Annotated in this window: 25 protein-coding genes, 1 tRNA gene, 9 pseudogenes and 1 riboswitch; of the genes and pseudogenes, 11 read left to right on the top strand and 24 right to left on the bottom strand. The window is 41.6% G+C overall.

Annotated features, from left to right (window positions below; genetic code table 11):
- The first annotated feature begins 192 nt into the window (after positions 1-192).
- Positions 193-292, top strand: a riboswitch (purine riboswitch).
- Between the two features lie 71 nt (positions 293-363).
- The 10 genes from JCM19055_RS06765 to JCM19055_RS23045 all read left to right on the top strand — a co-directional run bounded on the left by JCM19055_RS06765 (position 364) and on the right by JCM19055_RS23045 (position 6580).
- A complete protein-coding gene (locus JCM19055_RS06765) occupies positions 364-939 on the top strand; it encodes a xanthine phosphoribosyltransferase (protein ID WP_042359111.1) in 576 nt (191 codons plus the stop codon).
- 18 nt (positions 940-957) lie between these two features.
- Positions 958-2181 carry a xanthine permease gene (locus JCM19055_RS06760; protein WP_370543036.1) on the top strand — a complete coding sequence of 408 codons (1224 nt, stop codon included), beginning with the start codon at positions 958-960 and terminating at the stop codon, positions 2179-2181.
- Positions 2144-2455, top strand: coding sequence for a hypothetical protein (locus JCM19055_RS31445; protein ID WP_370543035.1), 312 nt, complete (start codon positions 2144-2146; stop codon positions 2453-2455). Before JCM19055_RS06760 ends, JCM19055_RS31445 begins: the two co-directional genes overlap by 38 nt.
- A 95-nt stretch (positions 2456-2550) precedes the next feature.
- Positions 2551-2853, top strand: coding sequence for a carotenoid biosynthesis protein (locus JCM19055_RS23060; RefSeq protein WP_052366022.1), 303 nt, complete (start codon positions 2551-2553; stop codon positions 2851-2853).
- The gene (locus JCM19055_RS06755; RefSeq protein ID WP_052366021.1) at positions 2816-3343 is read left to right on the top strand and encodes a carotenoid biosynthesis protein; all 528 of its coding nucleotides are present in this window, start codon (positions 2816-2818) and stop codon (positions 3341-3343) included. Before JCM19055_RS23060 ends, JCM19055_RS06755 begins: the two co-directional genes overlap by 38 nt.
- 153 nt (positions 3344-3496) lie before the next feature.
- On the top strand, positions 3497-4042 hold the full coding sequence (locus JCM19055_RS06750) for a lysophospholipid acyltransferase family protein (RefSeq protein WP_052366020.1): 546 nt from the start codon (positions 3497-3499) through the stop codon (positions 4040-4042).
- On the top strand, positions 4039-5142 hold the full coding sequence (locus JCM19055_RS06745) for a glycosyltransferase family 2 protein (RefSeq protein WP_052366019.1): 1104 nt from the start codon (positions 4039-4041) through the stop codon (positions 5140-5142). The genes JCM19055_RS06750 and JCM19055_RS06745 overlap by 4 nt, the downstream gene beginning before the upstream one ends.
- Positions 5139-5552 (top strand): NAD(P)/FAD-dependent oxidoreductase, encoded by a 414-nt coding sequence (locus JCM19055_RS23055; RefSeq protein ID WP_193745338.1) that lies wholly within the window; start codon positions 5139-5141, stop codon positions 5550-5552. The genes JCM19055_RS06745 and JCM19055_RS23055 overlap by 4 nt, the downstream gene beginning before the upstream one ends.
- On the top strand, positions 5473-6105 hold the full coding sequence (locus JCM19055_RS23050; protein ID WP_152549788.1) for an FAD-dependent oxidoreductase: 633 nt from the start codon (positions 5473-5475) through the stop codon (positions 6103-6105). Before JCM19055_RS23055 ends, JCM19055_RS23050 begins: the two co-directional genes overlap by 80 nt.
- Positions 6089-6580 (top strand): NAD(P)/FAD-dependent oxidoreductase, encoded by a 492-nt coding sequence (locus JCM19055_RS23045; RefSeq protein WP_265181908.1) that lies wholly within the window; start codon positions 6089-6091, stop codon positions 6578-6580. The genes JCM19055_RS23050 and JCM19055_RS23045 overlap by 17 nt, the downstream gene beginning before the upstream one ends.
- 17 nt (positions 6581-6597) lie before the next feature.
- On the opposite strand, the gene JCM19055_RS06735 is transcribed toward JCM19055_RS23045, so the two are convergent.
- The 11 genes and pseudogenes from JCM19055_RS06735 to JCM19055_RS06695 all read right to left on the bottom strand — a co-directional run.
- Positions 6598-7482: a phytoene/squalene synthase family protein gene (locus JCM19055_RS06735; RefSeq protein ID WP_042359108.1), complete on the bottom strand. Its 885-nt coding sequence runs from the start codon at positions 7480-7482 to the stop codon at positions 6598-6600.
- A complete protein-coding gene (locus tag JCM19055_RS06730; protein ID WP_370543043.1) occupies positions 7475-8644 on the bottom strand; it encodes a phytoene desaturase family protein in 1170 nt (389 codons plus the stop codon). Before JCM19055_RS06730 ends, JCM19055_RS06735 begins: the two co-directional genes overlap by 8 nt.
- Positions 8538-8939, bottom strand: coding sequence for an NAD(P)-binding protein (locus tag JCM19055_RS28835; RefSeq protein WP_265181906.1), 402 nt, complete (start codon positions 8937-8939; stop codon positions 8538-8540). Before JCM19055_RS28835 ends, JCM19055_RS06730 begins: the two co-directional genes overlap by 107 nt.
- A gap of 10 nt (positions 8940-8949) precedes the next feature.
- Complete coding sequence (locus JCM19055_RS31440; RefSeq protein ID WP_370543034.1) at positions 8950-9246, bottom strand: hypothetical protein; 297 nt, start codon at positions 9244-9246, stop codon at positions 8950-8952.
- Entirely contained in the window at positions 9243-10439 is a 1197-nt protein-coding gene (locus JCM19055_RS06725) for a phytoene desaturase family protein (protein ID WP_370543033.1), read from the bottom strand. Before JCM19055_RS06725 ends, JCM19055_RS31440 begins: the two co-directional genes overlap by 4 nt.
- Positions 10440-10630: 191 nt before the next feature.
- Positions 10631-12465 (bottom strand): annotated as a pseudogene (gene asnB, locus JCM19055_RS06720) (asparagine synthase (glutamine-hydrolyzing)).
- 159 nt (positions 12466-12624) lie between these two features.
- Positions 12625-13002 (bottom strand): class I SAM-dependent methyltransferase, encoded by a 378-nt coding sequence (locus JCM19055_RS06715; RefSeq protein ID WP_265181920.1) that lies wholly within the window; start codon positions 13000-13002, stop codon positions 12625-12627.
- Positions 12995-13531, bottom strand: a complete 537-nt coding sequence (locus JCM19055_RS06710; protein ID WP_042359106.1) for a hypothetical protein — start codon at positions 13529-13531, stop codon at positions 12995-12997. The genes JCM19055_RS06715 and JCM19055_RS06710 overlap by 8 nt, the downstream gene beginning before the upstream one ends.
- 13 nt (positions 13532-13544) lie before the next feature.
- On the bottom strand, positions 13545-14867 hold the full coding sequence (locus JCM19055_RS06705) for an NAD(P)/FAD-dependent oxidoreductase (protein ID WP_081833500.1): 1323 nt from the start codon (positions 14865-14867) through the stop codon (positions 13545-13547).
- A gap of 174 nt (positions 14868-15041) precedes the next feature.
- Positions 15042-15516, bottom strand: a pseudogene (locus tag JCM19055_RS06700) (low molecular weight protein-tyrosine-phosphatase).
- Positions 15517-15532: 16 nt separating this feature from the next.
- Positions 15533-15898: pseudogene (locus tag JCM19055_RS06695) on the bottom strand (YaaR family protein); the annotation flags it as partial.
- A gap of 213 nt (positions 15899-16111) precedes the next feature.
- Here JCM19055_RS06695 and prli42 point away from each other — a divergent pair.
- Positions 16112-16210, top strand: a complete 99-nt coding sequence (gene prli42 / locus JCM19055_RS26255) for a stressosome-associated protein Prli42 (protein ID WP_152549301.1) — start codon at positions 16112-16114, stop codon at positions 16208-16210.
- 37 nt (positions 16211-16247) lie between these two features.
- Here prli42 and JCM19055_RS06690 read toward each other — a convergent pair.
- The 13 genes and pseudogenes from JCM19055_RS06690 to JCM19055_RS06645 form a co-directional block, all read right to left on the bottom strand.
- A pseudogene (locus JCM19055_RS06690) lies at positions 16248-16642 on the bottom strand (L,D-transpeptidase).
- 1 nt (position 16643) lies between these two features.
- The gene (locus JCM19055_RS28830; protein WP_265181905.1) at positions 16644-16790 is read right to left on the bottom strand and encodes a hypothetical protein; all 147 of its coding nucleotides are present in this window, start codon (positions 16788-16790) and stop codon (positions 16644-16646) included.
- Positions 16784-17230, bottom strand: coding sequence for a hypothetical protein (locus JCM19055_RS28825; protein ID WP_052366015.1), 447 nt, complete (start codon positions 17228-17230; stop codon positions 16784-16786). Before JCM19055_RS28825 ends, JCM19055_RS28830 begins: the two co-directional genes overlap by 7 nt.
- 30 nt (positions 17231-17260) lie before the next feature.
- The gene (locus JCM19055_RS28820; RefSeq protein WP_052366014.1) at positions 17261-17842 is read right to left on the bottom strand and encodes an aromatic acid exporter family protein; all 582 of its coding nucleotides are present in this window, start codon (positions 17840-17842) and stop codon (positions 17261-17263) included.
- Positions 17843-17917: 75 nt separating this feature from the next.
- Positions 17918-17991 (bottom strand) — tRNA-Arg (locus tag JCM19055_RS06680).
- A gap of 55 nt (positions 17992-18046) precedes the next feature.
- The gene (locus tag JCM19055_RS31435) at positions 18047-18199 is read right to left on the bottom strand and encodes a hypothetical protein (RefSeq protein ID WP_370543032.1); all 153 of its coding nucleotides are present in this window, start codon (positions 18197-18199) and stop codon (positions 18047-18049) included.
- Between the two features lie 62 nt (positions 18200-18261).
- Entirely contained in the window at positions 18262-18417 is a 156-nt protein-coding gene (locus tag JCM19055_RS31430) for a hypothetical protein (protein WP_370543031.1), read from the bottom strand.
- Between the two features lie 72 nt (positions 18418-18489).
- Positions 18490-18914: pseudogene (locus tag JCM19055_RS06670) on the bottom strand (BrxA/BrxB family bacilliredoxin).
- A gap of 112 nt (positions 18915-19026) precedes the next feature.
- Positions 19027-20282 (bottom strand): annotated as a pseudogene (locus tag JCM19055_RS06665) (dihydrolipoamide acetyltransferase family protein).
- A gap of 9 nt (positions 20283-20291) precedes the next feature.
- Positions 20292-21222 (bottom strand): annotated as a pseudogene (locus JCM19055_RS06660) (alpha-ketoacid dehydrogenase subunit beta).
- Between the two features lie 66 nt (positions 21223-21288).
- Positions 21289-22311: a thiamine pyrophosphate-dependent dehydrogenase E1 component subunit alpha gene (locus JCM19055_RS06655; protein ID WP_042359104.1), complete on the bottom strand. Its 1023-nt coding sequence runs from the start codon at positions 22309-22311 to the stop codon at positions 21289-21291.
- A pseudogene (lpdA, locus tag JCM19055_RS06650) lies at positions 22292-23721 on the bottom strand (dihydrolipoyl dehydrogenase). The gene JCM19055_RS06655 and the pseudogene lpdA overlap by 20 nt, the downstream one beginning before the upstream one ends.
- A 15-nt stretch (positions 23722-23736) precedes the next feature.
- A pseudogene (locus tag JCM19055_RS06645) lies at positions 23737-24801 on the bottom strand (Leu/Phe/Val dehydrogenase).
- Positions 24802-25264: the final 463 nt, after the last annotated feature.

Raw genomic sequence — 25264 nt, 5'->3', positions numbered from 1 at the left:
TACTTTTACGATAACGACCACTACGTGTCTTGTCAAAGACATACATGTGAATCTTCGATGTGTCATCAATTGTTCACACCTTACACTCTGTAAGGTGTGTTTTTGTTTTCACGCTAGTCGAACTTTTGTTTTGAGAGTAAACTATCGATTCATCATCTATGCAAATAGTCGAACCTACGTTATAATGCGTTAATACTTGATATACAAACCGCTCGTATAATCGCAAGGATTGGCTTGCAAGTTTCTACCGGAAGACCGTAATCTTCCGACTACGAGTGAATGGTGATGCATACACTTATGCCCCACGTTCACTCGTTGTGAGCGTGGGGTTTTTAGTCGTTATTTGATTAGGGGGAGCATCACATGAGATTACTAGAAGAACGAATCGTCCAAGACGGACTTGTATTAGGATCCGGTGTCTTAAAGGTTGACACGTTTTTAAATCACCAAATAGATCCACAATTAATGGAAGAGATGGCGATTGAATGGAAAAAGCGTCTAGAAGGCGTACCTGTAACAAAAATCGTTACGATTGAATCCTCAGGAATTGCACCTGCACTTATGCTCGCAAAACTATACGGAGTTGAAATGGTTTTCGCACGTAAACAAAAATCGATTACGATGGACGACTCTGTTTACACAGCAGATGTGTATTCATTTACAAAGCAAGTGTCACGTACGATTACAATTTCCAAGCAATTTCTCTCAAGCGATGACCATGTTGTTCTCGTTGATGACTTTTTGGCAAACGGTGAAGCTGCGCTTGGCTTATGTGATGTCGTAGAACAAGCGGGTGCTTCGGTAAGTGCCATTGCGATTGTTATTGAAAAATCCTTTCAACCCGGTCGCAAAAAGCTTGATGATCGTAACTATCGTGTAGAATCACTTGCTAGAATTGATACACTTGAGATGGACCATATTGAATTTATTCACGAATAAAACGAAGGGGTTGTTTTTTTGAAGTCGGAAACGGTCCACTATCCACTATTTAAACGGCAAGACATCGATGCATTTTTCGCGTTATTTCAAAACAACCTTGCAAACTTCGTTATTATTGCGGCGACGATGCTTACAATCGGATTTCCGGCGGACATTGTCTTTACGAAAGTAATTCCAGGAGCTGCAATTGCTGTTATTGCGGGAAACATTTATTACTCTTATCAAGCCAAGCGTCTTGCAGTGAAAGAAAACCGCTCAGACGTGACGGCTTTAGCGTATGGCATTAGTACTCCGGTTATGTTCGTCTTTCTTTTTGGAGTGCTCGCTCCTGCTTATACACTCACAGGCGGCAATGCTGAACTCGCCTTTCGCATTGGACTAGCTGCTTGTTTTATAAGTGGATTAATTGAAGTGCTTATTTCCTTTAGTGGGAATTGGTTAACGAAGCACCTACCACGACCAGCAATGCTCGGAGCTTTAGCAGGTGTTGCCCTCACGTTTATAGCAGGTGAGATGCTTTTTGAAGTGTTCGCTCTACCTGTCGTCGGTTTAGTTGCACTATTTATTATTCTTCTTGGAATTCTTGGAAAAGTAGCGTTACCGTTTAATATTCCGTCTTCTTTATTCGCAATTATCGTCGGTACGATACTAGCATTCTCATTAGGAGAGATTACGTTACAAGATGTGAGCACTGCGCTCGATCAAGTTGGCTTTTATCCATTTATTCCGAGTCTAGAAGTGTTCCACGGTTTCCAAGCTTTGTTTACCGGATTTGTAGGGCTACTTGCTGTTATCTTACCGATCACGCTTTACAATGCCGTTGAAACGATGAACAACACTGCAGCGATGGCTGCTGAAGGCGATCGCTATGACGTTCGTGAATGCCAAGCTGTAGATGGTAGTGGTACGATTTTAGGTACATTTTTCGGTGGCGTTTTCCCAACAACGGTATACATTGCATCCATCGGCTCGAAATGGATGGGCGCTGGACGCGGTTATAGCTTATTAAATGGAATTGTCTTTTTTTGTTGCTGCGGTTTTCGGTTTAATTGGCGCACTATCTACCATTATCCCGACTGCAGCCGTTGCACCAATCTTAGTTTTTGCAGGTGTGAGTATGGTAGCGACCGCATTCCATACGAACGCGAAGAAGTATTACCCTGCTGTCGTAATTGCCCTTCTTCCTTACGTTGCCAACTACATTATGACGCGTTTTCAAGGAGACGCAGCACATGTTATTGATGGTATTTCAACAGGTTTAACACCTCTCGGTGAAGGAGCCATGTTCACTGGAATCGTACTAGGTGCAATTACAGTATTTATTATTGATCACCGTTTTGATCAAGCTGCACTGTACGCATTCTTTGGCGCAGTACTTTCGTACTTCGGATTTACACATGCTTCAGAACTTGCCTTTAACGCGGCACCACCATACACACTAGCGTATCTTGTACTCGTCGTATTGTTCGCTTTTTATAGCATTCAAGCAAGACGAAACAAAATTAAACATCTCTAACTCCATAAACCTCGAAGAGTCGAAGCGTATGTTGCGATTCTTCGAGGGTTTTGTGTTAATCTGAAGCTCTACCAATCTAAAAAGGTGTGAATTGTTTGAACTCGAAAATTGATCTGGTTACTTTTCGTCTGTTTGTCTTTTGGTATACCGTCGGCATCTTTTTACTCACGTTTGATCTTGTACCCCCACCACTAGAATGGGCAAACGCAGTTTTTTTAATTTTGTGTGGGGTTCTTGGTGGCTTTTATTTTATTCGTACATACGGCCTATTCATTGGGGGCATAACTGTCGCCGTTATTATGGTGTTTTCGATCGCTGCAGAAGTATTTGGTGTTAGTACAGGTCTTCTTTTTGGAGATTATGATTATAATCCAGATTTCGGGCTCGTATTTTTTTAATGTACCGTTTACAATTGGCACTGCTTGGCTTATGGTCATTGCGACAACGCACGCCCTCGTTTCACCGTGGTTTAGTCACGTAAAGTCCAGCGTTGTTAAAGGATTCGGATACGTATTAACGGCAAGCCTTTTTGCTGTTGCCATTGACCTCGTGATCGACCCCGTCGCTTTTGAAGTCAAGACGTATTGGGAATGGGACGGTACCGATGGCTTTTATTATGGTATTCCATTTTCAAATTTTGTTGGTTGGTTTATCGTTGCTTTTGTTCTACACAGCTTTATTTATGTATTCTTTCATCTCGCACGAGTATGGGACAAACAAGTCCATGCGTACTGGTGGCCACGTACCGTTGCTCTCTTTTATATGATCGTTTTTATGTTTACCTTTTTATGTGCGGTCAACGGTTTATGGTTAGCCACTGTTTCAGGTGTTGTAACGATGGTTGTTGCTCGCTTGATAACGAATCGTTTTAATCGGGGTCATTTATGATCAAAGCGAATAAAAGTCATCTGTTTCATGCAATTTTTCGCCCGTTTATGTTATGGCAATTCCGTAAAAACTTTTACGGCATACACGTTTTAGATGAGCGGATCAACAAACAACCTACGTCACTTTTCGTAATGAATCATAGCAGTTGGTGGGATGGATTACTCTGTTTTTTTATTGAACGAAAAGCTGATTAACAGTGATGCGTACATGATGATGGATGAAGAAGGCTTGCAGAAGTTTCCGTTTTTCCGACGTCTTGGTGCTTTTTCAATCAATTCCAAAGACCATGGGACATTGCGAACGAGTTATCGTTATACGCAATCATTGCTCGAACACGAAAAATCGGTATGGTTGTTTCCGCAAGGAGAAGAACGTCATCAAGAGCTTCGACCGCTTTCAATCGCGCGTGGGGTCGTTCATTTCCACCACAAAGCACCCGGTGATGATGTTACGTTTATTAGTGCGTACTATACGTTTTTAAGGGAACAAAAGCCTGAAGTTTTTATCCACGTACAAACGTGTACCCTGACCCACTCAACCGTCGACACATTTGAAGAACAGATGACTAGACAGCTAGATCGTCTACGCAATTCGGTGATTACAGGTGATCTTCAACAATTTGAAACGTTCATAGCAGGAAGAAGGACGATAAGTGAATGGTTTCAGACGCTATCACGTAGATCGGAGAGAAAGCGATGATTATCTCACTATGCTTGTTGTTAGCATTGCTGTTCGTATGGACGGTTGTAAACGGCGTATTTATGCCTCGTCTGACGTATTCAGCGAATGAGAAGAATGCGTCGTGCGTGAGCATTCTCGTACCAATGCGTAATGAAGAACGTAACGTAAAAACGTTGTTATCCAGTTTATACGAAGCAATGCCTGCCAATAGTGAATTAATCATTCTAGATGACCAATCCACCGACAACACACGTTCACTACTAGAATCAGGTTTGCAACGCTTTTCAAATGCATCAGTCATCGATGGCGCTCCCCTTCCATCTGGCTGGATCGGAAAAGTCCACGCTTGTCATCAGCTTTCAAAGCGAGCGAACGGTGACTATTTGTTGTTTTTAGATGCCGATGTAACCATCCGCCCGAAAACGATTGAAGCAAGCATTCAACTGCTACTCAAAAAACGTGCTGGATTCCTATCAGGCTTTCCTAAGTTTATTAAGAAAGGGATTCTCGGATACTTGCTTATTCCGTTGCAACACTTTCTCGTTGGTTTTCACTTGCCTCTTTACCTTGCCAATCATTCTTCCATGATAAAAGCAAGTGCTGCTCATGGGAGCTTTATGATGTTTACGAAAACCGCATACGAAAAAGCAGGTGGGCATGAAGGAGTTAGAGGTGAAATAGTAGACGACGTTGCACTCATGCGTGCTGTAAAACGAAGTGGTAACCGAGCGATATTAGCTAACATTACAGATTATGTTGACTGCTATATGTACGACACGAACCGTGAAGTATGGGATGGATTTACGAAAAACGTCTTTACAGGTATTGGTCGCTCGTATGTTCTTGCACTTGTACTTACTCTTTTTTACACGGTAACGTTCATTGCTCCATTTGTTATTGCCATGTACGGTGTCGTTACTCTTAATGGATGGTTACTTATCCCGTATGGGTTTGTGGTGCTCATTCGACTCGCAATCGACTTACGAGTAAAAGAAACACCATTGCTTTCATTGTTACACCCGATTGCAATCCTCTGTTTACTTGCGCTATTACTACGTTCCATGTACGTAAACACACGTTCAAAAGGATACACATGGAAAGGACGAACGTATCAATGAAACGAGTCGTTATTATTGGTGCCGGACTTGGCGGATTGTCTGCAGCCATCTATTTAAGTCGAGACGGTTATGATGTTACGGTTTTAGAAAAACGCAACCACCCTGGTGGCAAGCTCCATAAACAAACCGTCGGTGATGCGTCCTTTGACTTTGGCCCAAATACGATCACAATGCCTGTCGTTTTCCAAGACGTCCTCACCTACGGCGGTGACGATGAGCCACTTCCATTCATTCAACTTCAAGATCATACGATGAATTACTTTAAAAATGATGCACCACTACTCTTTTCAAGTGATGAACACACGATGAAAGAACAACTCTCTCAATTCGATTACAGAGCATTTCAGCAGTACAAAAAAACAGTGGCTCGAATCTTTCACATGTCAAAAACACATTTTTTTCACCCGTAGTTTTACGAGTTGGCGTGACTATTTGAACCCACGCTTAGCGACCGCTTTAACAGCTGTAAAGCCGTTTTCGACAATGCACGCGTTTCACCGGTCGCTCTTTCGTGATGAACGGTTAGTTCAAGCACTGGATCGTTATGCGACGTATGTTGGGTCTTCTCCTTATCAAGTTCCGGCTACGTTTACGATGATTGCTCATTTAGAATTTAATGACGGTGTGTACTACGTGCGAGGAGGAAACACGGAAATCGCTAAGCGATTAGAGGCATGTGCGAAAAATAACGGTGTGTCGTTTCACTACGGCGAAGAAGCAGCGTCGCTTCGCACGCATGAGAAAAAAATTACCGAAGTCATTACACAAACGGATCAATCGTATACTTGTGATCATGTCATTTTAAATGGAGACCTGTTAACACAAACGAGTACGTTGTTAAAAACACCCCCTCCAACTGATCAATCATTCACACCGTCATCATCAGCCTTTGTGATGATGTTACGAAACGACCAACCTCAAAAAAAACTTGCAACATCATCATCAAGTGTACTTCGCAGATGACTATAAACGTGAGTTTAATGACCTTTTCAAAGCAAAACGATACGTGGATGAACCGACAATCTATATTAGCAACAGCAGTAGTACCGACCGGAGTCAACGGCGTCACGGAGATAACTTATACGTTCTAGTTAACGCACCTGCCTTATCCGATAGTCTCATTTACGACAGTGAAACGTACCGCTCACTCATTTTTCAACGCTTACGAGTGTTTGGTGTGAATGTAGAACACGATCAGCAAATGAAAACATTCACTCCAATGGATATTGCCAGAGAGTTTGGCGCATACAAAGGCGCGATTTACGGACTCAGTTCAAATTCATTACGTCAAGCATTTCTACGTCCTTTTAACGCATCAACTACGTTTAATAACCTTACCTTTACCGGTGGCTCTACTCACCCAGGTGGCGGCTCCCCGCTCGTCGTTTTAAGTGGTAAACTCGCCGCTAGCCATACGAAGAAAATGACAGTGCACTAACTTGTGCACTGTCATTTTTAGCTTATTGCATTTTGTGTTCCTTCAATTTGGATTTGTTCAAGAATTAGTTTCTTTTCAGTTTGGTCGACGTACGCTCGTTCATTGAATACATTGTACCCGTTGCTACGAACTTTATCGAGAATCTTCCAATACAAATGCGCTGCAGCTTTCACCGAAAACCGGGAGTAAATTGGATAATAATGAATCGTTCGTAATGCTTCTTCATATAACTCATCCGCTCTAGAAGCCATTTGCTCCCAGACCATCACAAAATCTTCATTGACTGTTTTCGTTGTGATTGCTTCCATTGCCTTTGGATGCATGTTGAGTAAGGACTCTGGCACATACAAGCGATCAATCTCGTAATCTTCACCGATGTCTCGTAAAATGTTCGTTATTTGCATAGCAACACCAAGCGCCACCGCACCGTCTTTCATCTCTTCGTACGACCGCTTAGGCGCTAAAATTGGTTGCAACATCAACCCAACACTACCGGCTACATAATATCCATACGTTTCTGTGTGAGCAAGCGTAGGAAACCGTTGTTCTTCTAAGTCAAATTGTTGACCTTGTATCATATCTAAAAACGGTTCATGCCTCATCGTAAACGACTGAAATACGTCTTCCAATGCGATCCAAATGTAGGCCGTTTCCTCTTTGTGTTCAACATGTCGTTGATTGTTTTCTAAGAACAACTGAAATTCCCGTTCAAATTCGAGTAGTTGCTCTTTAGGATTTGCTCCTTCATCAACGATGTCATCGGCGTATCTACAAAATGCATAAACTGCCCACACCGCTTGTCGATTTGCAGTCGGCAAAGATTGAAAAGCTTTCGAAAACGTCTTACTATGTTTATCAATTTGGGTTTTACAGCGCTGATACGCTTCTCGTTTACTAAGCATGTGATCGCCGCTCCTTCATTTCCTTTGTTAGCAGATGATCTACGAGTAGTTGAGCACCTTGCATGACAATTGGTATGCCACCTCCTGGGTGAATGGAAGCGCCAACAGCATAGACATTTTTGTAGGCGTACGGTTGAAACTGAGGACGAAATACACCCGATTGTTTATATGATGGAGCAATTCCAAAGCTCCCTCCTGCAAACAGTCCTTCTAAAGCAGCATCATGTGGTGTTTTCACTTCAAGCCATTCAATTCGCTCCCGTAAACCTTCGTACTGTTGCTCAGCACGTTGCAATACTCGTTCGACATACTCTGCTTCATTGTCTAACGTCTCATTAACTGGTGCAGGTACAAGAAAATAAAGAACACTTTTCCCAGCTGGTGCCAACGTGTCGTCAATCATCGATGGATTAAACAGATAAAATGAAGGATTGTTATGCCATTTTTTCTCTTTAAAAACATCATTCATATGTTGCTCATGTTCATTACTCATAAAGAATTGGTGAATATTCTGTTCGTCATACGCACCGTCAACCCCTGCATAAATGAGCAAACAACCAGAAGATGGTTCATAGGTTCTCTTCGTCTTATGCGTTGTAAATAAACGGTCCATCATCGGCAAATCACCATTGACGATTACTTCATCAAAGTGTTGTAAATCTCCATGCTCATCAACAATGCCTGTCGCAACATTTCCTTCTGTGATTACTTCTTCGACCGCTGTTTGAAGCTTAATCGTAACGCCTCTGCGTTCTAATTCTTGCTGTAAGATTTGTGCTAACTTGGCGTATCCACCGCGCACATACCAAATCCCGTCAGCATGTTCACTGTATGGAATTAATGAATAAAGAGCCGGCGTTGCTTTAGGATTGCCGCCGATATATAGGGATTGAAAACTGAACGCTTCTTGTAATCGTTTAGATTTAAAATACCGAGACGTCGTTTTAGTCATTGACTCATAAACGTGCATTTTTAAAAGTTTTCTCGTATTTTCTAACGTGAAAAATTGCTTGCGATCAACAAAAGCCCGGTCTAAAAACGCTTCTTTTCCGGAATTAAAGTTCTCTTTCATGACAGTCATGTATTTTTTTGTAGCCTTCTTCTTCACCTGGATAATGGTGCTTGATTTCTTCCATTTGTAACTGCTCGTCGCTCCATTTATAAAACGTTTGACCATCTTCATAATGCAAGGCATACAATGGATCGCACCGAAGCATGTCAAGTTGCTCACAATCAATGCCTGCGCTTTCTAACAATGAAATCAATAAGTTCGGTAAAAGAACGATGGTCGGACCTTCATCAACTTTATATCCATCGCGCTCTTTATAACGTAACCTGCCGCCTAGTCTTTCGTCTTTTTCGTAAATCGTAATCGTACGCGTTGTGAGGTCTTCTTTCGTGAGGTTTAAAGCGGTCATCATACCACCAATTCCACCACCGATAATGGCTGTTTTCAAATTGAATCCCTCAACCTTCCATATGTTTTTTTTCAATGGCTTTCGCAGTGATGCGAGCAGATTCATAAATAGTCGGAAGTCCACTACCAGGGTGAGTTCCTCCCCCTACTAGCCAACAATTGTCAACGTCTTGGAATCGATTGTGCGGTCTAAAATACATCATTTGACTCAGCTGATGCCCTAGATTAAACGTCGCACCTTCATACACATTCATATCTTGCTCCCAATCCTTTGGCGTATAGATCGATAACACGTCTACGTCCGCTTCTGAAAACGAGAAGTTTGTTTTTTTGTTGCATTTTCTCAATCAGGTGGTTGCTGTATGCGTTTTTTTTCTTTGCTCCAATCGATTTGACTACGATTGTTCGGAACAGGAGCAAGCACGTATAGGCTCGTTTGCCCAGTTTTGTCGACACTACTGTCGGAAACAGACGGATGGTGTACATAAAACGATGGATCTTTAGAGAGTACGAGCTTCTCACTAATCTCTTCCACGTTCTTTTTGTAGTCATTTGCAAAGTAAATGTTATGGTGGTTCGCATCAAACGTTTTCTTTACGCCAAGATAGAGCATAAATGATGAACAAGATAACTGCTTTTTCTTAAGCTTACGTGGTGTCCAACGATTTAAGTCTTCTTCTTCAAACAATTCAGTAATGGCATGTCCGAAATCTGCATTTACAATGACTTGGTCGTAATGGAAAGCTTCTCCTGACGAAAGAGAAATGCCAATCGCTTTCTTATCCTTCGTCATCACTTTACTTACTTCTGTATGTGTAAATACGTTCCCTCCATTTTCTTCAATAATCGTTTTCATTGCATTTGCAATCGACTGAAATCCCCCGATTGGATAGTACACCCCGTAACGGTGTTCCATATAGGACAAAATACTAAATGCGCCAGGGCATTTCCAAGGAGACATGCCGAGGTACTTCGATTGAAATGTAAATGATAACTTTAGCCGTTCATCTTTGAAAAATCGTGATAGTTCATCGTAAAGTGATCGACCGATTGATAAGTTAGGCAACGCTTTAATCGCTCTTTTGCTTACGTAATCACGCAATTGACGATGTTCCGTTTGAAGTACTGGTAACAACCGTTCCCACTTCTTCCCTGTCTCTTTCATGAAACGATCATAACCGAATTCTTCTCCAGGAAACGCTTCTGCAATACGCTCTCTCGTAAGAGCCGGATCACTCGAAGGTTGAAACGTCAAATTAGGGAAAATCAAATCGTACATAGGATCGACCCGTTTTAATTGGACGTAATCACTGAATACTCGTCCTGATGATGCGAACAACTCTTCTAAAATGAATGGCATCGATAGGAATGTTGGTCCTCGTTCAAATCGATAATCATCTATTGTAAAGTTCGAGGCTCTTCCCCCAACGACTCCATGCTTTTCAAAAACGTCTACGTGATATCCCCAACTTGATAACATCATCGCTGCTGCTAATCCTCCAGGTCCAGCACCAACGACTGCAATACGCTTGTTATTCAATCTTTCCTCCCTCTGTCGTACCTTTTGAACTACAACGATGTACTTGTATTACATTTACAAGTTATTACCCGAAAAACGAGCATAACAAACCTTTATACGAGAAAACCGTTCTACAAAACAGAATTTTTGTCTAAAAATTAAAACGAAGCCATTAAACAATCGGGTTTAATGGCTTCGCTTTTCGTACGCGACTACTTTATTTGTACGTTGTATGACTCTAACCAATAATTAAACTGCCATAAATAGGCTAACAATTGTGGACCGCTCATTAATTGACCGAAAAACGGTGTATCAATACTTTTCGCTTTAGAATCAACGAGTGTTTTGTATTGCTCATAATCAATGATTTCATGAATTGGGGCATTTCGATCGGCTAACACATTCTCTGACAGGTGAACCATTTGCTCTGTATAGTCTGGATGATGCGTTTTCGGATACGGGCTTTTCTTACGGTATAACACGTCGTGAGGTAAGACACCTTCTAACGCTTTGCGTAATAAACCTTTCTCACGATCTTTATACCGCTTCATTTCCCAAGGAACGTTCCAGACATACTCTACAAGACGATGATCAGCAAATGGTACTCGAACTTCAAGACTTGCTGCCATACTCATGCGATCTTTACGATCAAGTAATGTTGTCATAAACCAAATCATATTCAAATAGAACATTTGTCTACGCTTTTGTTCTTCTGCATTTTCGCCAGTCAATTCGGGTGTTTCTTTAATTGTCTCATCATAACGAACCTTTGCGTAATCTTTTAAGGACAATTGCTTCTTCCAATTCGCATGCAGTAAATTTTGGCGTAAATCAAGAGAAGACATCCAAGGAAAGAACGGGCGCTCGAGCAATTCTTTTTTATAGAACCACGGATAGCCCCCGAAAATTTCATCTGCACACTCTCCAGATAAAGCGACTGTTGCTTGTTTTTTGATTTCTTTAGAAAACCAAAGTAACGAGCTATCGATATCAGCCATACCAGGTAAGTCTCTTGCTTTTACAGCATTTTTTTAACATGTCTTTTAATGTTGTGATCTTAATGACTTTCTCGTGATGAACGGTTCCAAATTGTTGTGTCATTAATTTGATAAAGGCTTGATCATCATCGGGTTGAAAGTCGTTCTTCTTGAAGTACGTTTGATTATCTTCGTAATCAATTGAAAACGTGTGCAGTTGTTCATTTTCGCCAAATTGTTTAGCCGCAAATGCTGTTAATGCACTTGAATCAAGACCACCAGACAAAAAAAGTTGCCACAGGTACATCAGAAACGAGTTGCCGATTCACGGTGTCTTCTAGTAAGTCATGAATCTTAAGCGCCGTATCTTCAACGTTGTCTGTATGCTCTTTACTTTCCACTTGCCAATAGCGCCATACACGTAGTCCGTTTTTATCAAAACGTAAGGCGTGTGCAGGGCGCAAGTCTTTCATTCCTTTGAACACACCAAAGCCTGGTGTCCTAGAAGGAGAAAGCGTCATGACTTCCGTTAAACCTTCCTCATCAATTACTGCACTTGTATCACGATGGCTTAAAATTGCCTTTAGTTCTGAACCGAAAATAAGCCCGTGCTCAGTCGTTGTATAAAAAAACGGTTTAACGCCTAGACGATCTCGCGCTGCAAATAACACTTCACCGTCCCAAATCACAAACGCAAAAATTCCGTTGAATCGTTCAATACATGCTTCTCCTTCAACTAAATACGCATAAAGGAGAACTTCAGTATCAGAATGGGTTGTAAACGTAACCCCTTTAGAAAGAAGAGACTGTCGAATCTCCTCTGTATTATACAATTCACCATTGTAAACAATGGTCGCTGTTTTGTCTTTGTATGTCCTTGTCATCGGTTGCCCGCCTCGACTCGGATCAATTACAGCTAATCGAGTGTGTCCGAATGCGACCCGTTCGTCGACAAACGTTGTTTGTGCATCTGGACCACGATGATCAAGTGAATGGGTCATCGCTTCTATTTGTTGCTGCTCGCCACGTAAATCACGCTTCCAATCTAACCAGCCTGTTATGCCGCACATGTTCATCCTCCCTTTCAAGGAATGTGCATACTCCACTCTCTTACACTATGCATAAACAGGCGAATACGTCATTATTGATCTTGCTTTACGAGGTGGAAGAAATGCCAGCCTCCTTCTCTAATGAGCGGTGTTGACGTTTTGATTTTGAACTGATGCATTTTAGCGAGCTTTTTTTATTTCTTTTTCTGTTGGTAGTGGTTGCATATCTTCATGAGCACACATGAACGAATTAAAAGCTGCAGGAAACTCTCTACCTTTACCATGATTCGCAAGGGGCGTAATCATCGTAAAATGCCCGTTTTCACGTAAACTTTGATATACATAGTCAAAGATTTTTGACCGTTCACCATTTGAAAAATAGTACAACGCATTGTTTAACATAACTAAATCTAGCTTTTCAAAAAGATGACCTTGGCTTAAGATATCGTCTTGTCTAAACGTGATTTGATTCGATTGGTTACGATTCTGTGCTTCTTTCACGAGTTTTTCTTCTTTATCAATTCCAATTAAATTAGCATCAGGATGATCTTTAGCAATTCGTTTTAAATAACCACCGTATCCCGAACCTAAATCGAGAATATGCTTCGCCTTCGTTTTTTTTGATCACGCGATTCACTTTCGGGTATGAAATTCCCTCAATGAGTGACGACGTTTCAGCGACCATATGGCTCATGTTGTCCTCTTGCTCCCGTGGTTCAAGAGCAAGCTTTTGATCATAATGAAGCAACGTTGGAATGTGTAACGTCATCATCTCTTCAAGCAACACTCCGACTGACTTTGGATCTTTACTCGACATTTGTTTTTGAATTGCTTTAACACTTTGTATACGCTTGCCACGCTTTTGCTTTAAATGACCAACAGCAAGTCCTGTATCGATCCAGGCGTTTAATAGCTCTTCGTTTAAACTCTGTTGCTCGGCAAGGTCACTTGCTTTCATCGGTTTTTTTAACGTATCAAAAAGTCCATAACGATAACCGATAAACGCGTGCCACGTCGGTAAGAACGCTTCATTTGATTTCATCCACTTTCTAGCGTAGTTCATGCGAGATAATTCCGATAATAGCATAGTCGTTTTCCTCCTACTTGAATCTCCACGGGTAGTCGTCTTGCTCAGTGTAGAAATGGCGCTTTTGTTTTGGATATATCGTTGATCGGTTATTTGTAGGTAGTACATCTAAATGATTGAACCAATCAAACAAAGTTGCTTTGTAATACCCCAAACCAGATACGTTTAACATTTGTTTGAAATGAAGCAAGGGCCGTTCTTCCATGGCAACGAGTGCTCGCGTCCGAAGCTTTCTAAAAATCGGATCATGGAATGAGTACGCCAGCTGCGATCGATGACTTAGAGCAATCATTTGATCAACGCGTGGTTTCCGAACACGTTCATACCATTTTAATAATTTCTGGTCGCGCCATTTCCCTTTCTCGTCCATCCAACAGAAGAGGTCACTGAGCACGTCTGCGTCTTGAATAGCAAGATTCATTCCTTCTCCTGCCATTGGATGCACTGAATGTGCTGCATCTCCTAGAATGGCTTTGTTGTCAACAACATAGCGCGGAGATTGAAATTGATACGGAATCATTAACTGCACATCTCGCCACGATGTAATTGTCGTCATCGTGTCTTTTAATCCAGGTACATAAGTCGTATGAAGGTCATAATACGAAGTAATCGGTTGCTCTTTATACTCCCGATAACTTCCTGGAGGAATTCGATACACAGAACGAACGTAATCATTTGGCAGTGGAAACAATCCTAAAAACGTATGTGGAGCGCCGACGACAAGTCCATCGGTAAACGTCTTTGGCCTAGGAAATGAGGCGGTTAAAAAGTGATGATCGTACTTCTTCTCATCACACGTAATTCCCATTTCCTTACGCATTTTTGAAGATCGACCTTCGGCGCCTACGTAATAGTAAGCTTGAATTCGTTTTTTTTCTCCTTTTTGGTCAATGATGGCAACATCATCTTCAAAACCTTTAAACTTCGCTGGTCTGATCAGTTCCACGGATGGCAATTGCTCAATTTTCTTAACGAGCAATTCTCGTAACGTTTCATGAGGCAACATTCTCGCCATGTTAAATTCATGATCTAGTGTTTGATAACTAAGAACGCTTTTGGTACGAAGATAACCATCATTCCCTTTCCACTTCCACTCTTCAGAATACAAATTCTCAATCGGATATGAAGCGTCATACAACTCATCGCCAAGCCCAAGTTTAGATAGCAATTCAATGCTCTTTGGCTGCAACAATTCGCCCTTGTACAGAGGGCTTTTGCTTTTATTTCGTTCAATGACGACTACCGAGATTCCACACAAGCCAAGCTTTAAAGCAAGTGTAAGTCCACCTACCCTCCGCCTGACACAAAGACTTGGGTCGTTTTCATCTTTTATCACCTGTTAAAAATTACCCTCATTCTCTTAACGATAAACAAAAACTCGACTGCACGTTGCAGCCGAGCCAAAATCTTTACGTGATATTTTCTATACAACGTCAGGTTAAACTGCAACAAACCATTAACATAAGAAATGCACCGGCAAATTTTAATTAAATTCGTCGGTGCACTTCATTTATTGTTGCAAAAAGCGATTTCTAACGTCTGCTAAAAGTGCATCACAACACTCATCGATTAATTCATACACTTCTTCGAAATTGTCCGTGAAGTAAGGATCCGGGACGTTTTTATCGCTACGGTCTACTTTGTAATCAAGCAGTTTACTAATCTCTACTTCATGTTCAACTTTGCGAAGTTTCTTGACGTCTGCTTCGTTTTTTTTCATCCATTGCAATGACAAGATCATAATCGTAAAGATCTTGCTCTTTTAATTGCCTTGCGATCAAGTTCGTAGAATCAACATCATTTTCTTTCAATATTTTCATTGTGCCTTCGTGAGCTCCGTCTCCAATATGCCAATGACCCGTTCCAGCAGAGTCAATCGTTACTTTATCACGTAAACCTGCATGTTCTACTTTCTGACGAAAAACAGCTTCTGCCATTGGTGAGCGGCAGATGTTTCCTAAACAAAGGAATAAAACCGATACCATAAAATGAAACCCCTCTCTACCCGTGTAAATCTAGCAATAGACCGCGAATGTAATCGACTTGTTCTAGTATATGCAGTCTACGATCTTCTTGGTGCAATACTTCCTCTCCGAGTAATGTTACGGCATCATTAATCTGTGAGACGATCGTATACTGCTTAGAATGTCCATTGTGGCTAAGTCCAAATCGTTGCTGGAGCTCATACCCATCTTGCACGACTACGCTTATGTATGATTGTACTAGTTTTTGGTAACGTTTCAATTGTTGTAACGTTTGTTGCTCATGCAGCCTGTACCCTTGCCGTTCAATTTCTCGTAATTGTTCTTTTAACTGTTCTCTTGAATGATTGTTATGTTTTACTTCAAGCATTTGTTTGAAGTTCGTCGCTCGCCCATCTGTCGCTACTTTTGCTTTTTTTTATTTCTCGGATAATCAATTTGTGTTTTCCGGTTTAGTTGATCGATCTCCACAATTACCGCTCCCTTTACATCTCATAGTCTAACTATATCTGTTCTTTTTAAAAAAATCAACTTGTTGGAATACGCTGTTCGAGATACAATAGAGTTAGCGAAACTTTTTTGGTGGAGGGATCAAGTAATGCCTCGCAAACGTATTTTCCAAAAGATCATTATTTATACGATGATTTTCGTTCTTGTAGTCGGAACATTCCTTGCAGGAGCAGCATCTTTCATCTAATGAATACGAAGTAACAAAAGCGGACAGTGACGAATCGTCACTGTCCGCTTTTTACTGCATTACTATTACTACGCACAATGCCAACTTCAGCACCTAACTCTAGAACTGTTTTATCAACCTTGGATGTAATCCAAATCTTCGTTCCGAGCGGCACGTCATCATATAACTGCTCCACTTGCTCATTCTGCATACGAATACAACCATTAGAAACGTACTGTTTTATGCTCTCTGGATCATTCGTGCCATGCATTCCATAAATCCGTCCATCGGTCTCTAGCGCATCAAACCAATCCATCTCGTCCCGAGTGGGTTCGTAGGAGCGCCACCGATAATGTCTGATTTTCGGTAATAAGGGTTTTCTGCCTTCACGACGACTGTAAACGTTCCCTCTGGCGTTAATTCGGGTTCTTTACCACTGGCAACATCATACAACTCAATTAAATCTCCGTATTGAAAAAAATGCCAATTCGTTTGTCGCTTTGTTCATAATAATAAAGGGATCTCCACGTTCAGGCTCAATATCCATCGGCCATAGTGGCGATTGAATGCTTAAAATCAAGAGAATGAAAGAAGTTAACATCGGATCACAACCTTATTTGTCTTCTTTATTACTTTTCTCTGATTACTTTCGTCTATACGCTTTTTTTTCTTAGACTTTATCATCTTCGTTCTTTGATCGTCAGGAAGAAAGTTCTGTTTGATCTCTAAATATTGCTCTAGCTCATGAATGATATAGAAAAGGCCCGCCCGCGTCACAAACTCATCGTGGGTTTTCGGCAATTCATGTGAACGAAATTGAGCATTTAATTCGTTGAGTTCATTCATAAATTGCTGCGCCGTATTCCCGGGATTCACAGCGGCACTTAAGCGATCAAGAAAGCTTGCAAGCTTCTTACTCTCACCCGTCGGCGTAACACCCGAAATAAACGGTAAAATCCGTTCTAGTATGATAAATTGTTTTTCACGCATCGCAAAATAATTATAAAAGTAATCATCATGCCGTAAAAAAATGATTATCAATCGTTCGCATCGCTTTTGCTTTTCCTTCTTCTATAAGTCCACTTGCTTTTGTAATTTCCTTACCATCCAATCGTCCAAATGATCACGTAAATACCTAGCATACTCTTGTAATATTCGCTGAAATTGGTATTCAAGTTCAATTTGATCATCATAAATTTGATGATCAATGCTCGGCATATACAAGTTCATGACGAGACCAACGGTAATACCGATCAGGATAAGGGTTAATTCGTTTAGAAACAGTTCCCACGTCACCGTACCAACCGTATAAATATGTAGTAAAATGACGATGCTCGTTACAATGCCATCAATTGCCTTAATCTTTAATAGCGTAGGAATAAATAAGAGTAACAATACTGTTAAAGACAGCGGATGATAACCAAATACTTCAAAGATCACCATTGCAAATAGCAACCCGGTAACAGATGCTAGTAACAGCTTCCATGCCTTTTCTAAAGAACCCTTTTTCGTCGCTCGAATACAAAGGACAGTAATAATCCCCGCAGCTGTAAAGAACTCTAGCTCTAACCATTGCGCGATAAAGATTGCAATTCCTGCTCCAACTGCCGTCTTGAACGTACGATATCCAAAAACACGAGCACACCTCCTCACCGTTAGCATTCCACAATTACTTCCAGCTCATAAATAAAAAAAACTTTCCAATCAGGAAAGGTGAACGGTTATGTTTGGCGCGCCTACAGGATTCGAACCTGGAATACGAGAACCGGAATCTCGCGTGATATCCCTTTCACCATAGGCGCATGTTGAACAGACAACTTATATTATATGGCAATATAAGAAAGTCTGTCAACGACATTATGAATCTTTATTTGCTTCTTCACGCTCTTCAAGCATTTTGTGAAAGCGCTCGTTAATGTCTTCGTCTGTGTATCCAAGTTCAGCAAGACGCTTCGTGAAGTTTTGAGCCCAAAGCTTCATACGTTCGTTCATACGCTTGTACTTTTTCACTTCAGGACCTTTGCGAATTTCTTTCGCACGGTTCGATGCGTTTGAGGCAATGCTTTCAACGATTAATAAGCCTTTCCATAGCTTGTCTTCATCGAAGTTCTGCCTTCGGCTTGAAGATAATCGGTTACCTTCTTGTAATAAGCTTGAAATTCTTTAAAGTCAATTTCTTCTTCCATGTTTAAGTAATCTTGAACTTTTTCATACAATTCATCAATCATGATCTCTACTCCTCATTAAACAATGTTCATACATAGCGGAAGCCGCTTGTTTAGGAAGCGGCTTCCAGAAGATTATTTACAATACTCGTCAAATGCTTTTTCTAGCTTTTGAACGACTTCAATCGGCTCGTGGCTTCAATCTCATGACGCTCTACCATCATTTTCACTTCGCCATCTTTAACGAGTGCAAAAGATGGTGATGACGGACCGAATCCTTTGAAGTAAGAACGTGCGTGCTCTGTTGCTTCACGATCTTGACCCGCAAACACTGTAGCGAAACGAGTTGATGTCGTTTCGTAGTTTCTCATGTATGCAGCAGCTGGACGAGCAATCCCTCCTGCACATCCACAAACAGAGTTTACCATTACAAGCGTTGTACCTTCCTCTTGTAACGTTTTGTCTACGTCCTCTACAGTTCGTAAATGTTCGTAGCCTGCTTCAGACATTTCTTCACGTGCTGCGTTGACAACATCATTCATAAAATATTGGAATTCCATTAAGTTGTGCCCCCTTCTCCATGGTTTCAAAGCTTAAGTTCATTCAACTCAACGGGAATTGTCACCCTAGCTTTAAATTCAACTATAATTGTAACGATTTCGAGGGAAAAACTCAAACGCCTAGCTCAAATCTTTTTTTTGAGAATCCTTCTAAACGTGATTTTACGTCTTGAAGGAAGCGACCTGCAATCAGTCCATCAAGAACACGGTGGTCAATGGACAAGCATAAATTAACCATTGAACGAATGGCAATACTATCGTCGTCTTTCACAACAGGACGCTTCACAATCGACTCTACCGATAGAATAGCCGCTTGAGGGCGATTGATTATTGGCACCGACTGAATCGAACCGAACGATCCCGTATTGTTGATTGTAAACGTACCGTTTTGAACGTCACGACTTTCTAAACGCTTTGATTTTGTTTTTTTGTGAGAGTTGCTGTAAGTTTTTCGCCAAGCCTTTTAGACTTAATTCATCCGCTCCGTGAATGACCGGAACATAAAGTGCTTCATCATGAGCAATCGCAACCGATAGATTAATATCTTTCTTATAGACAATATGGTCATTCTCCCATGAAGAATTAAGCTGCGGGAACGATTGAAGTGACTGTGTGACTGCTTCCATAAAGAACGGCATGTACGTTAACGTATACCCTTCTTTTTCTTTCCAAGTATCTTTCACTTCATTACGATAGCGAACGAGGTTTGTGACATCCACTTCAACCATCGTCCAAGCGTGCGGAATTTCTTGAACACTTTGCACCATGTTTTGCGCAATCGCTTTACGAACACCTGTCACAGGTACTTTCTCCCCTGCAATAACCGATGTTTCTTGTTGAGACGGTTGTACAGACGGCTTTGTTTCGTTCTCAATCGCCTGTTCTGGTTCAGCGTTTGACGCTGGTTTATTTGCAACAAATTGCTCAACGTCTTTTTTCGTAATTCGATTTGCTCGTCCTGTACCTTTGACCTGTTTCAAGTCAACGTTATGTTCATTTGCTAGCATAAGGACAGCAGGCGAATAACGAGCCTTCATAGAAGGTTCAGTGTCTGAAGGTTCTTCCTTTTGACCTTGATGCTCTTCTGTTTGTGACACGGCTTTTTTATCAGAACGATCGTCATCGTCATCTTCACTGTCGATGTACGCAATTAAATCGCCAACTGCAACCGTTACATTCTCTTCGACAACGAGCTCCTTAACGGTTCCACTAAACGACGACGGAACTTCTGCGTTTACTTTATCTGTTGTCACTTCTGCAAGAGGGTCATATTTTTTTGACCGTGTCTCCTGGTTTAACGAGCCAGCGATCAATCGTACCCTCAGTCACACTTTCACCAAGTTGCGGCATTAAAATCTCTTTTGCCATAATGACCTCCTAAAATTGTGCCAGATCACGAATTGCAGATTCAACTTTGTCTTTTGTAACCAAGTAATATTTCTCAAGTGGTGATGCATAAGGCATTGCAGGCACATCAGGCGCAGCTAGACGTTGAATGGGCGAATCCAAATCAAACAAACATTCTTCCGCGATAATCGCCGCCACTTCACTTAATACACTGCCTTCTTTATTATCATCGGTCACGAGTAGCACTTTACCTGTTTTCTTGGCCGCCTCTACAATTGCTTCCCGGTCCATCGGATAGACTGTACGCAAGTCAAGCACGTGCGTTGAAATGTCTTCTTTTTCTAAAGCGGTTGCTGCTTGCTGCGCGAAGTGTGTACACAATCCGTACGTAATAACCGTTACATCATCGCCTTCTCGTACGACGTTCGCTTTTCCGATCGGAATGACGTAGTCTTCTTCTGGAACGTCTCCTTTTAAAAGACGATACGCTCGTTTATGTTCAAAAAAACAACACAGGGTCTTCATCTCGGATGGCAGCCTTTAAAAGTCCCTTCGCATCGTACGGAGATGAAGGAATGACGACTTTTAATCCAGGAATGCTGTTAAACATCGCTTCGAGCGACTGAGAATGATACAACGCCCCATGTACTCCACCACCGTATGGTGCTCGAATTGTCATCGGCACGTGAAAGTCATTGTTTGAGCGGTAGCGAATTTTCGCCGCTTCTGAAACGATTTGGTTCACCGCCGGCAACATAAAATCAGCAAATTGCATTTCAGCGACAGGCCTCATCCCATACATCGCTGCACCAATTCCGACACCAGCAATCGCTGACTCTGTTAACGGTGTATCGAGCACACGGTCTCCGAACTCTTCATATAACCCTTCTGTTGCAAGAAATACACCGCCACGTCTGCCGACATCTTCGCCAAGAATAAATACTTTCTCGTCTCGATGCATTTCTTCTTTCAGCGCAAGGTTAATTGCTTGTAAAAAAATTCATCGTACCCATCATTGTCCCCTCCTTTACTGATCGTAGACGTGAAGCAATGCCGATTCTGGACTCGCATAATTAGCTGCTTCAGCAGCATCTGTCGCTTCATCAATAGCTGCTTGGATTTCATCATGCATCGCTTGTTCGTCTTCATCTGTGAAGACACCGACTTCTTTTAAATACTGGGCAAATGTTGTAATTGAGTCTCTACCTTTTGCTTCAGTGACTTCATCGGCTTCCCGATACGTCGATTCATTGTCATCACTTGAGTGCGGGGTCAATCGATACGACACAGCTTCAATCAATGAAGGGCCTTCACCATTTCTTCCTCGCTCAACTGCGGATTTTACTGCTGTATAAACGGCAATCGGATCATTTCCATCAATCGTCTCCCCGTGCATGCCATACCCTTTAGCACGATCTGACACATTTGCACACGAAAGCTGACGATCTAATGGAGTAGAAATGGCGTAATGGTTGTTTTCACAAAAGAAAATAACAGGTAGACGATGAACGCCCGCAAAGTTAGCTGCTTCATGGAAATCACCTTGGTTTGAAGATCCTTCACCAAATGACGTCAAACAGACAAAATCTTTGCCTTCCATCTTGCCTGCAAGCGCGTAACCTGCAGCATGAACAACTTGTGTTGTTACAGGAGATGATCCCGTTACAATCCCTAGTTTCTTACTGCCATAATGACCTGGCATTTGTCTGCCGCCAGAATTAATGTCTTGTTCTTTTGCAAAATTACTCATCATAATATCTTCAATCGTCATTCCAAAGTGAATCACCATCGCAAGATCCCGGTAATACGGTAATAAGTAATCTTTTCCGCGTTCAAGTGCCATACCAGCCCCTACTTGCATCGCTTCGTGTCCTTGACAAGAGATGACGAAGGGAATTTTACCCGCTCGATTTAATAGCCATAACCGTTCATCAATTTTGCGGGCGGTAAGCATCGTGCGATACATGTAAAATAAATCATCTTTTTGTAGTCCTGCTCGTTCATGTTTGTGCATTTCCTTCACCCTTTCATTAAACGTGAATTGCACCATCGATCGCTTGAAGAGCGGCTTCTTTTAACACTTCTGATGAAGTCGGGTGGGGGTGAATGGTCTCCCCAATTTCAATGTCAGCTGCTTGAACAACCATAGCTAGAGCCGCTTCACTAATCAATTCTGTTGCTTGTGAACCGATGATGTGTACTCCTAATACGTCCCGGCTTGTTCGGTCTACAATCACCTTACAAAACCCTTCATGGTTTCCGTTTATTAATGCTTTACCGATCGCTTGGAACGGAACTTTTCCAACAGCAACGGTATAGCCTTTCGCATCCGCTTCTCTTTCGGTTAAGCCAATAGAAGCGACTTCTGGAGCACTGTAGATGCAACGTGGAATATGATTCTCACTGATCGGCTGGACGTTTTCTTGTTCATCCATGTGCCGTACCGCTGTGATTCCTTCATGTGACGCTGCATGGGCTAGCTCTGGACTTTTGATCAAGTCACCGATGGCGTATATATGTTCTTCTTTTGTTTGTAAATACTCGTTAACAACAATCTTTCCTTTGTCAACTTCAATGTCTGTGTTTTGCAAACCAATGTCATCGATATTTGCCGTTCGCCCAATGCTTACAAACAATTTATTCGCTTGAAGCGTAAACGTTTCCGCTTCTTTCGTCACGTCGATCCGAACGTTAGACGAATCACTTTCAAAAGAGTCAATATCAAGTGCTGCACTTGTATGAATGACAATTCCCTTTTTTTTGAAGTTGCTTTGTCATCTCTTTTGAGATGTCTTCATCTTCATTGATGAGAATTTGTTTTGCATTTTCAACAATCGTTACTTCTACACCAAAGTCAGCAAGCATCGACGCCCACTCTACACCAATCACTCCGCCACCGATAATGACTACAGAAGTAGGCAACTCTTCTAATTGCAATGCTTCATCACTCGTCAAAACATTTTCGTCTTGCTTAGGTAACCCATCCAACATTCTTGGCTTTGAGCCTGTCGCAAGAAGTACTTGTTTCGGGATTAAGATGACATTATCTGAGCCATCGTTCATTTCAACTGATACGGTACCAGCACTCGGTGAAAAGATCGACGGACCTAACATTCTTCCGTACCCTTCATAAATTGAAATCTTATGCTTCTTAAGTAATGACTGTATACCTTTGTGTAGTTGTTGAACGACCGCTTCTTTGCGTGACTGGACTTTTGCGAAATCAACCGTAGCACGTTCACTTATCACACCAAACGTCTCTGCGTGTTTCACAGTACGATAGATTTCTGCACTTTTCAGGAGGGACTTGCTCGGAATACAGCCACGATGTAAACACGTACCACCAAGCTCTCTCGCTTCAACAATCGCTACTTTTTTTTCCGAGTTGAGCTGCTTTAATTGCAGCTACGTACCCCCCTGTACCAGCACCTATAATGACCAGGTCATAATTTAAAGACATAAAAATCCTCCTCCCTTACTTTAGATAGGATTTTTGAACTGCTCCGATACTCGCAATACGCTCTTCTGCCATACGATCCGCAGCTTTATAAGATGGTATCTTGTCTCGTTTTGAAACATCAAACACTTTCGTCATGGAATCAAATAGACCTTCTACCTTTTTCATGACGCGATCGCGATCATAACCGAGTAATTCATCGTATACGTTAATGACTCCACCAGCATTAATGACGTAATCTGGTGCGTAAACAAAACCTTTTTCATGAAGCAGGTCACCATGACGTTGTTCTTTTAATTGATTGTTTGCAGCACCTGCAATTACTTTACTACGCAAACGATTAATCGTGTCATCATTAATGACAGCTCCAAGTGCACATGGTGCAAATATATCACATTCCACATCATAAATGTCATTAACATTTACAACTTCAGCTCCAAAAGCATCGACTGCACGCTTAACAGAAGGCTCATAAATATCGCTTACGATTAATTGTGCACCTTCTTTATGTAAGTATCTACATAACTCAAACGATACGTTCCCTACGCCTTGAACAGCCACTCGCTTGTTCTCTAATGAATCTGTACCGAATGCTTCTTTGGCAGCAGCTTCATTCCTACATACACGCCATAAGCTGTCACAGGCGAAGGATTACCACCTGAACCAAATGCTTTTGATTTCCCAGTGACATATGAAGTTTCTTGATAAATTGTGTCCATGTCTGCTTCTGTTGTTCCCACATCTTCAGCTGTAATGTAACGACCGCTAAGCCCTTCAATGTAACGACCAAATGCACGAAACATGCCTTCGTTCTTATCGGTTCTTGCATCACCAATAATCACTGCTTTTCCACCACCAAGATTCAATCCTGCAGCGGCGTTTTTATACGTCATCCCTTTGGAAAGGCGCAAGACGTCACGAAGCGCATCTTCTTCGTTATCATAATTCCACATTCTCGTTCCGCCAAGTGCCGGCCAAGTGTTGTATCGTGGATCGCGATAATCGCTTTAAGCCCGATGTTTTCTCTTGGCAAAAAATAACCTGCTCGTAATTATCTTGAAACATCTCGTGAAACAATTCCATCATTCATCCTCCTCTTCACCTCTACTACACGTGTATTTTGCAAACGTTTTAACGTTAACACGGAGATGAGAATTCCATTGGGAAATTATTGCATATTCTTGCTCAGATTGCACGATCTTTCCAATGCACCTTTATTCTTCTTCATCATATAAGTTATTACGCATCATGCCAAGCGCTTGTAATAATGCGTTGACGCGCTACAATCTTTGTAGAACTCATTCCACTTGTAAGTATCTTACAAACATTTGTTAGAATATCTCACAACAAAGTATTTCGTTCTTCTAGTGAGCTTCTTCAAGCTTGCCAGCTATTCCTTCTTAAATCGATAATTTTCTCTCACGTTTGGTAAGGTTAAGTAGTAGATTCCATTGGAGTTTCAAGTTCTTTAAAATGTCAGAAGTCATGCACCCTCGTCAACATAAACGGTTGGATTTATGCTAAACTAGTAACGGAATAAACGTGA

Origin of the sequence: Geomicrobium sp. JCM 19055 (genome assembly GCF_000698185.1) — a bacterium.
Lineage (GTDB): Bacteria > Bacillota > Bacilli > Bacillales > Marinococcaceae > Geomicrobium_A > Geomicrobium_A sediminis.
The sequence above is the reverse complement of the archived record's forward strand: the minus strand, read 5'-3'. Positions and strand labels throughout refer to the sequence as shown.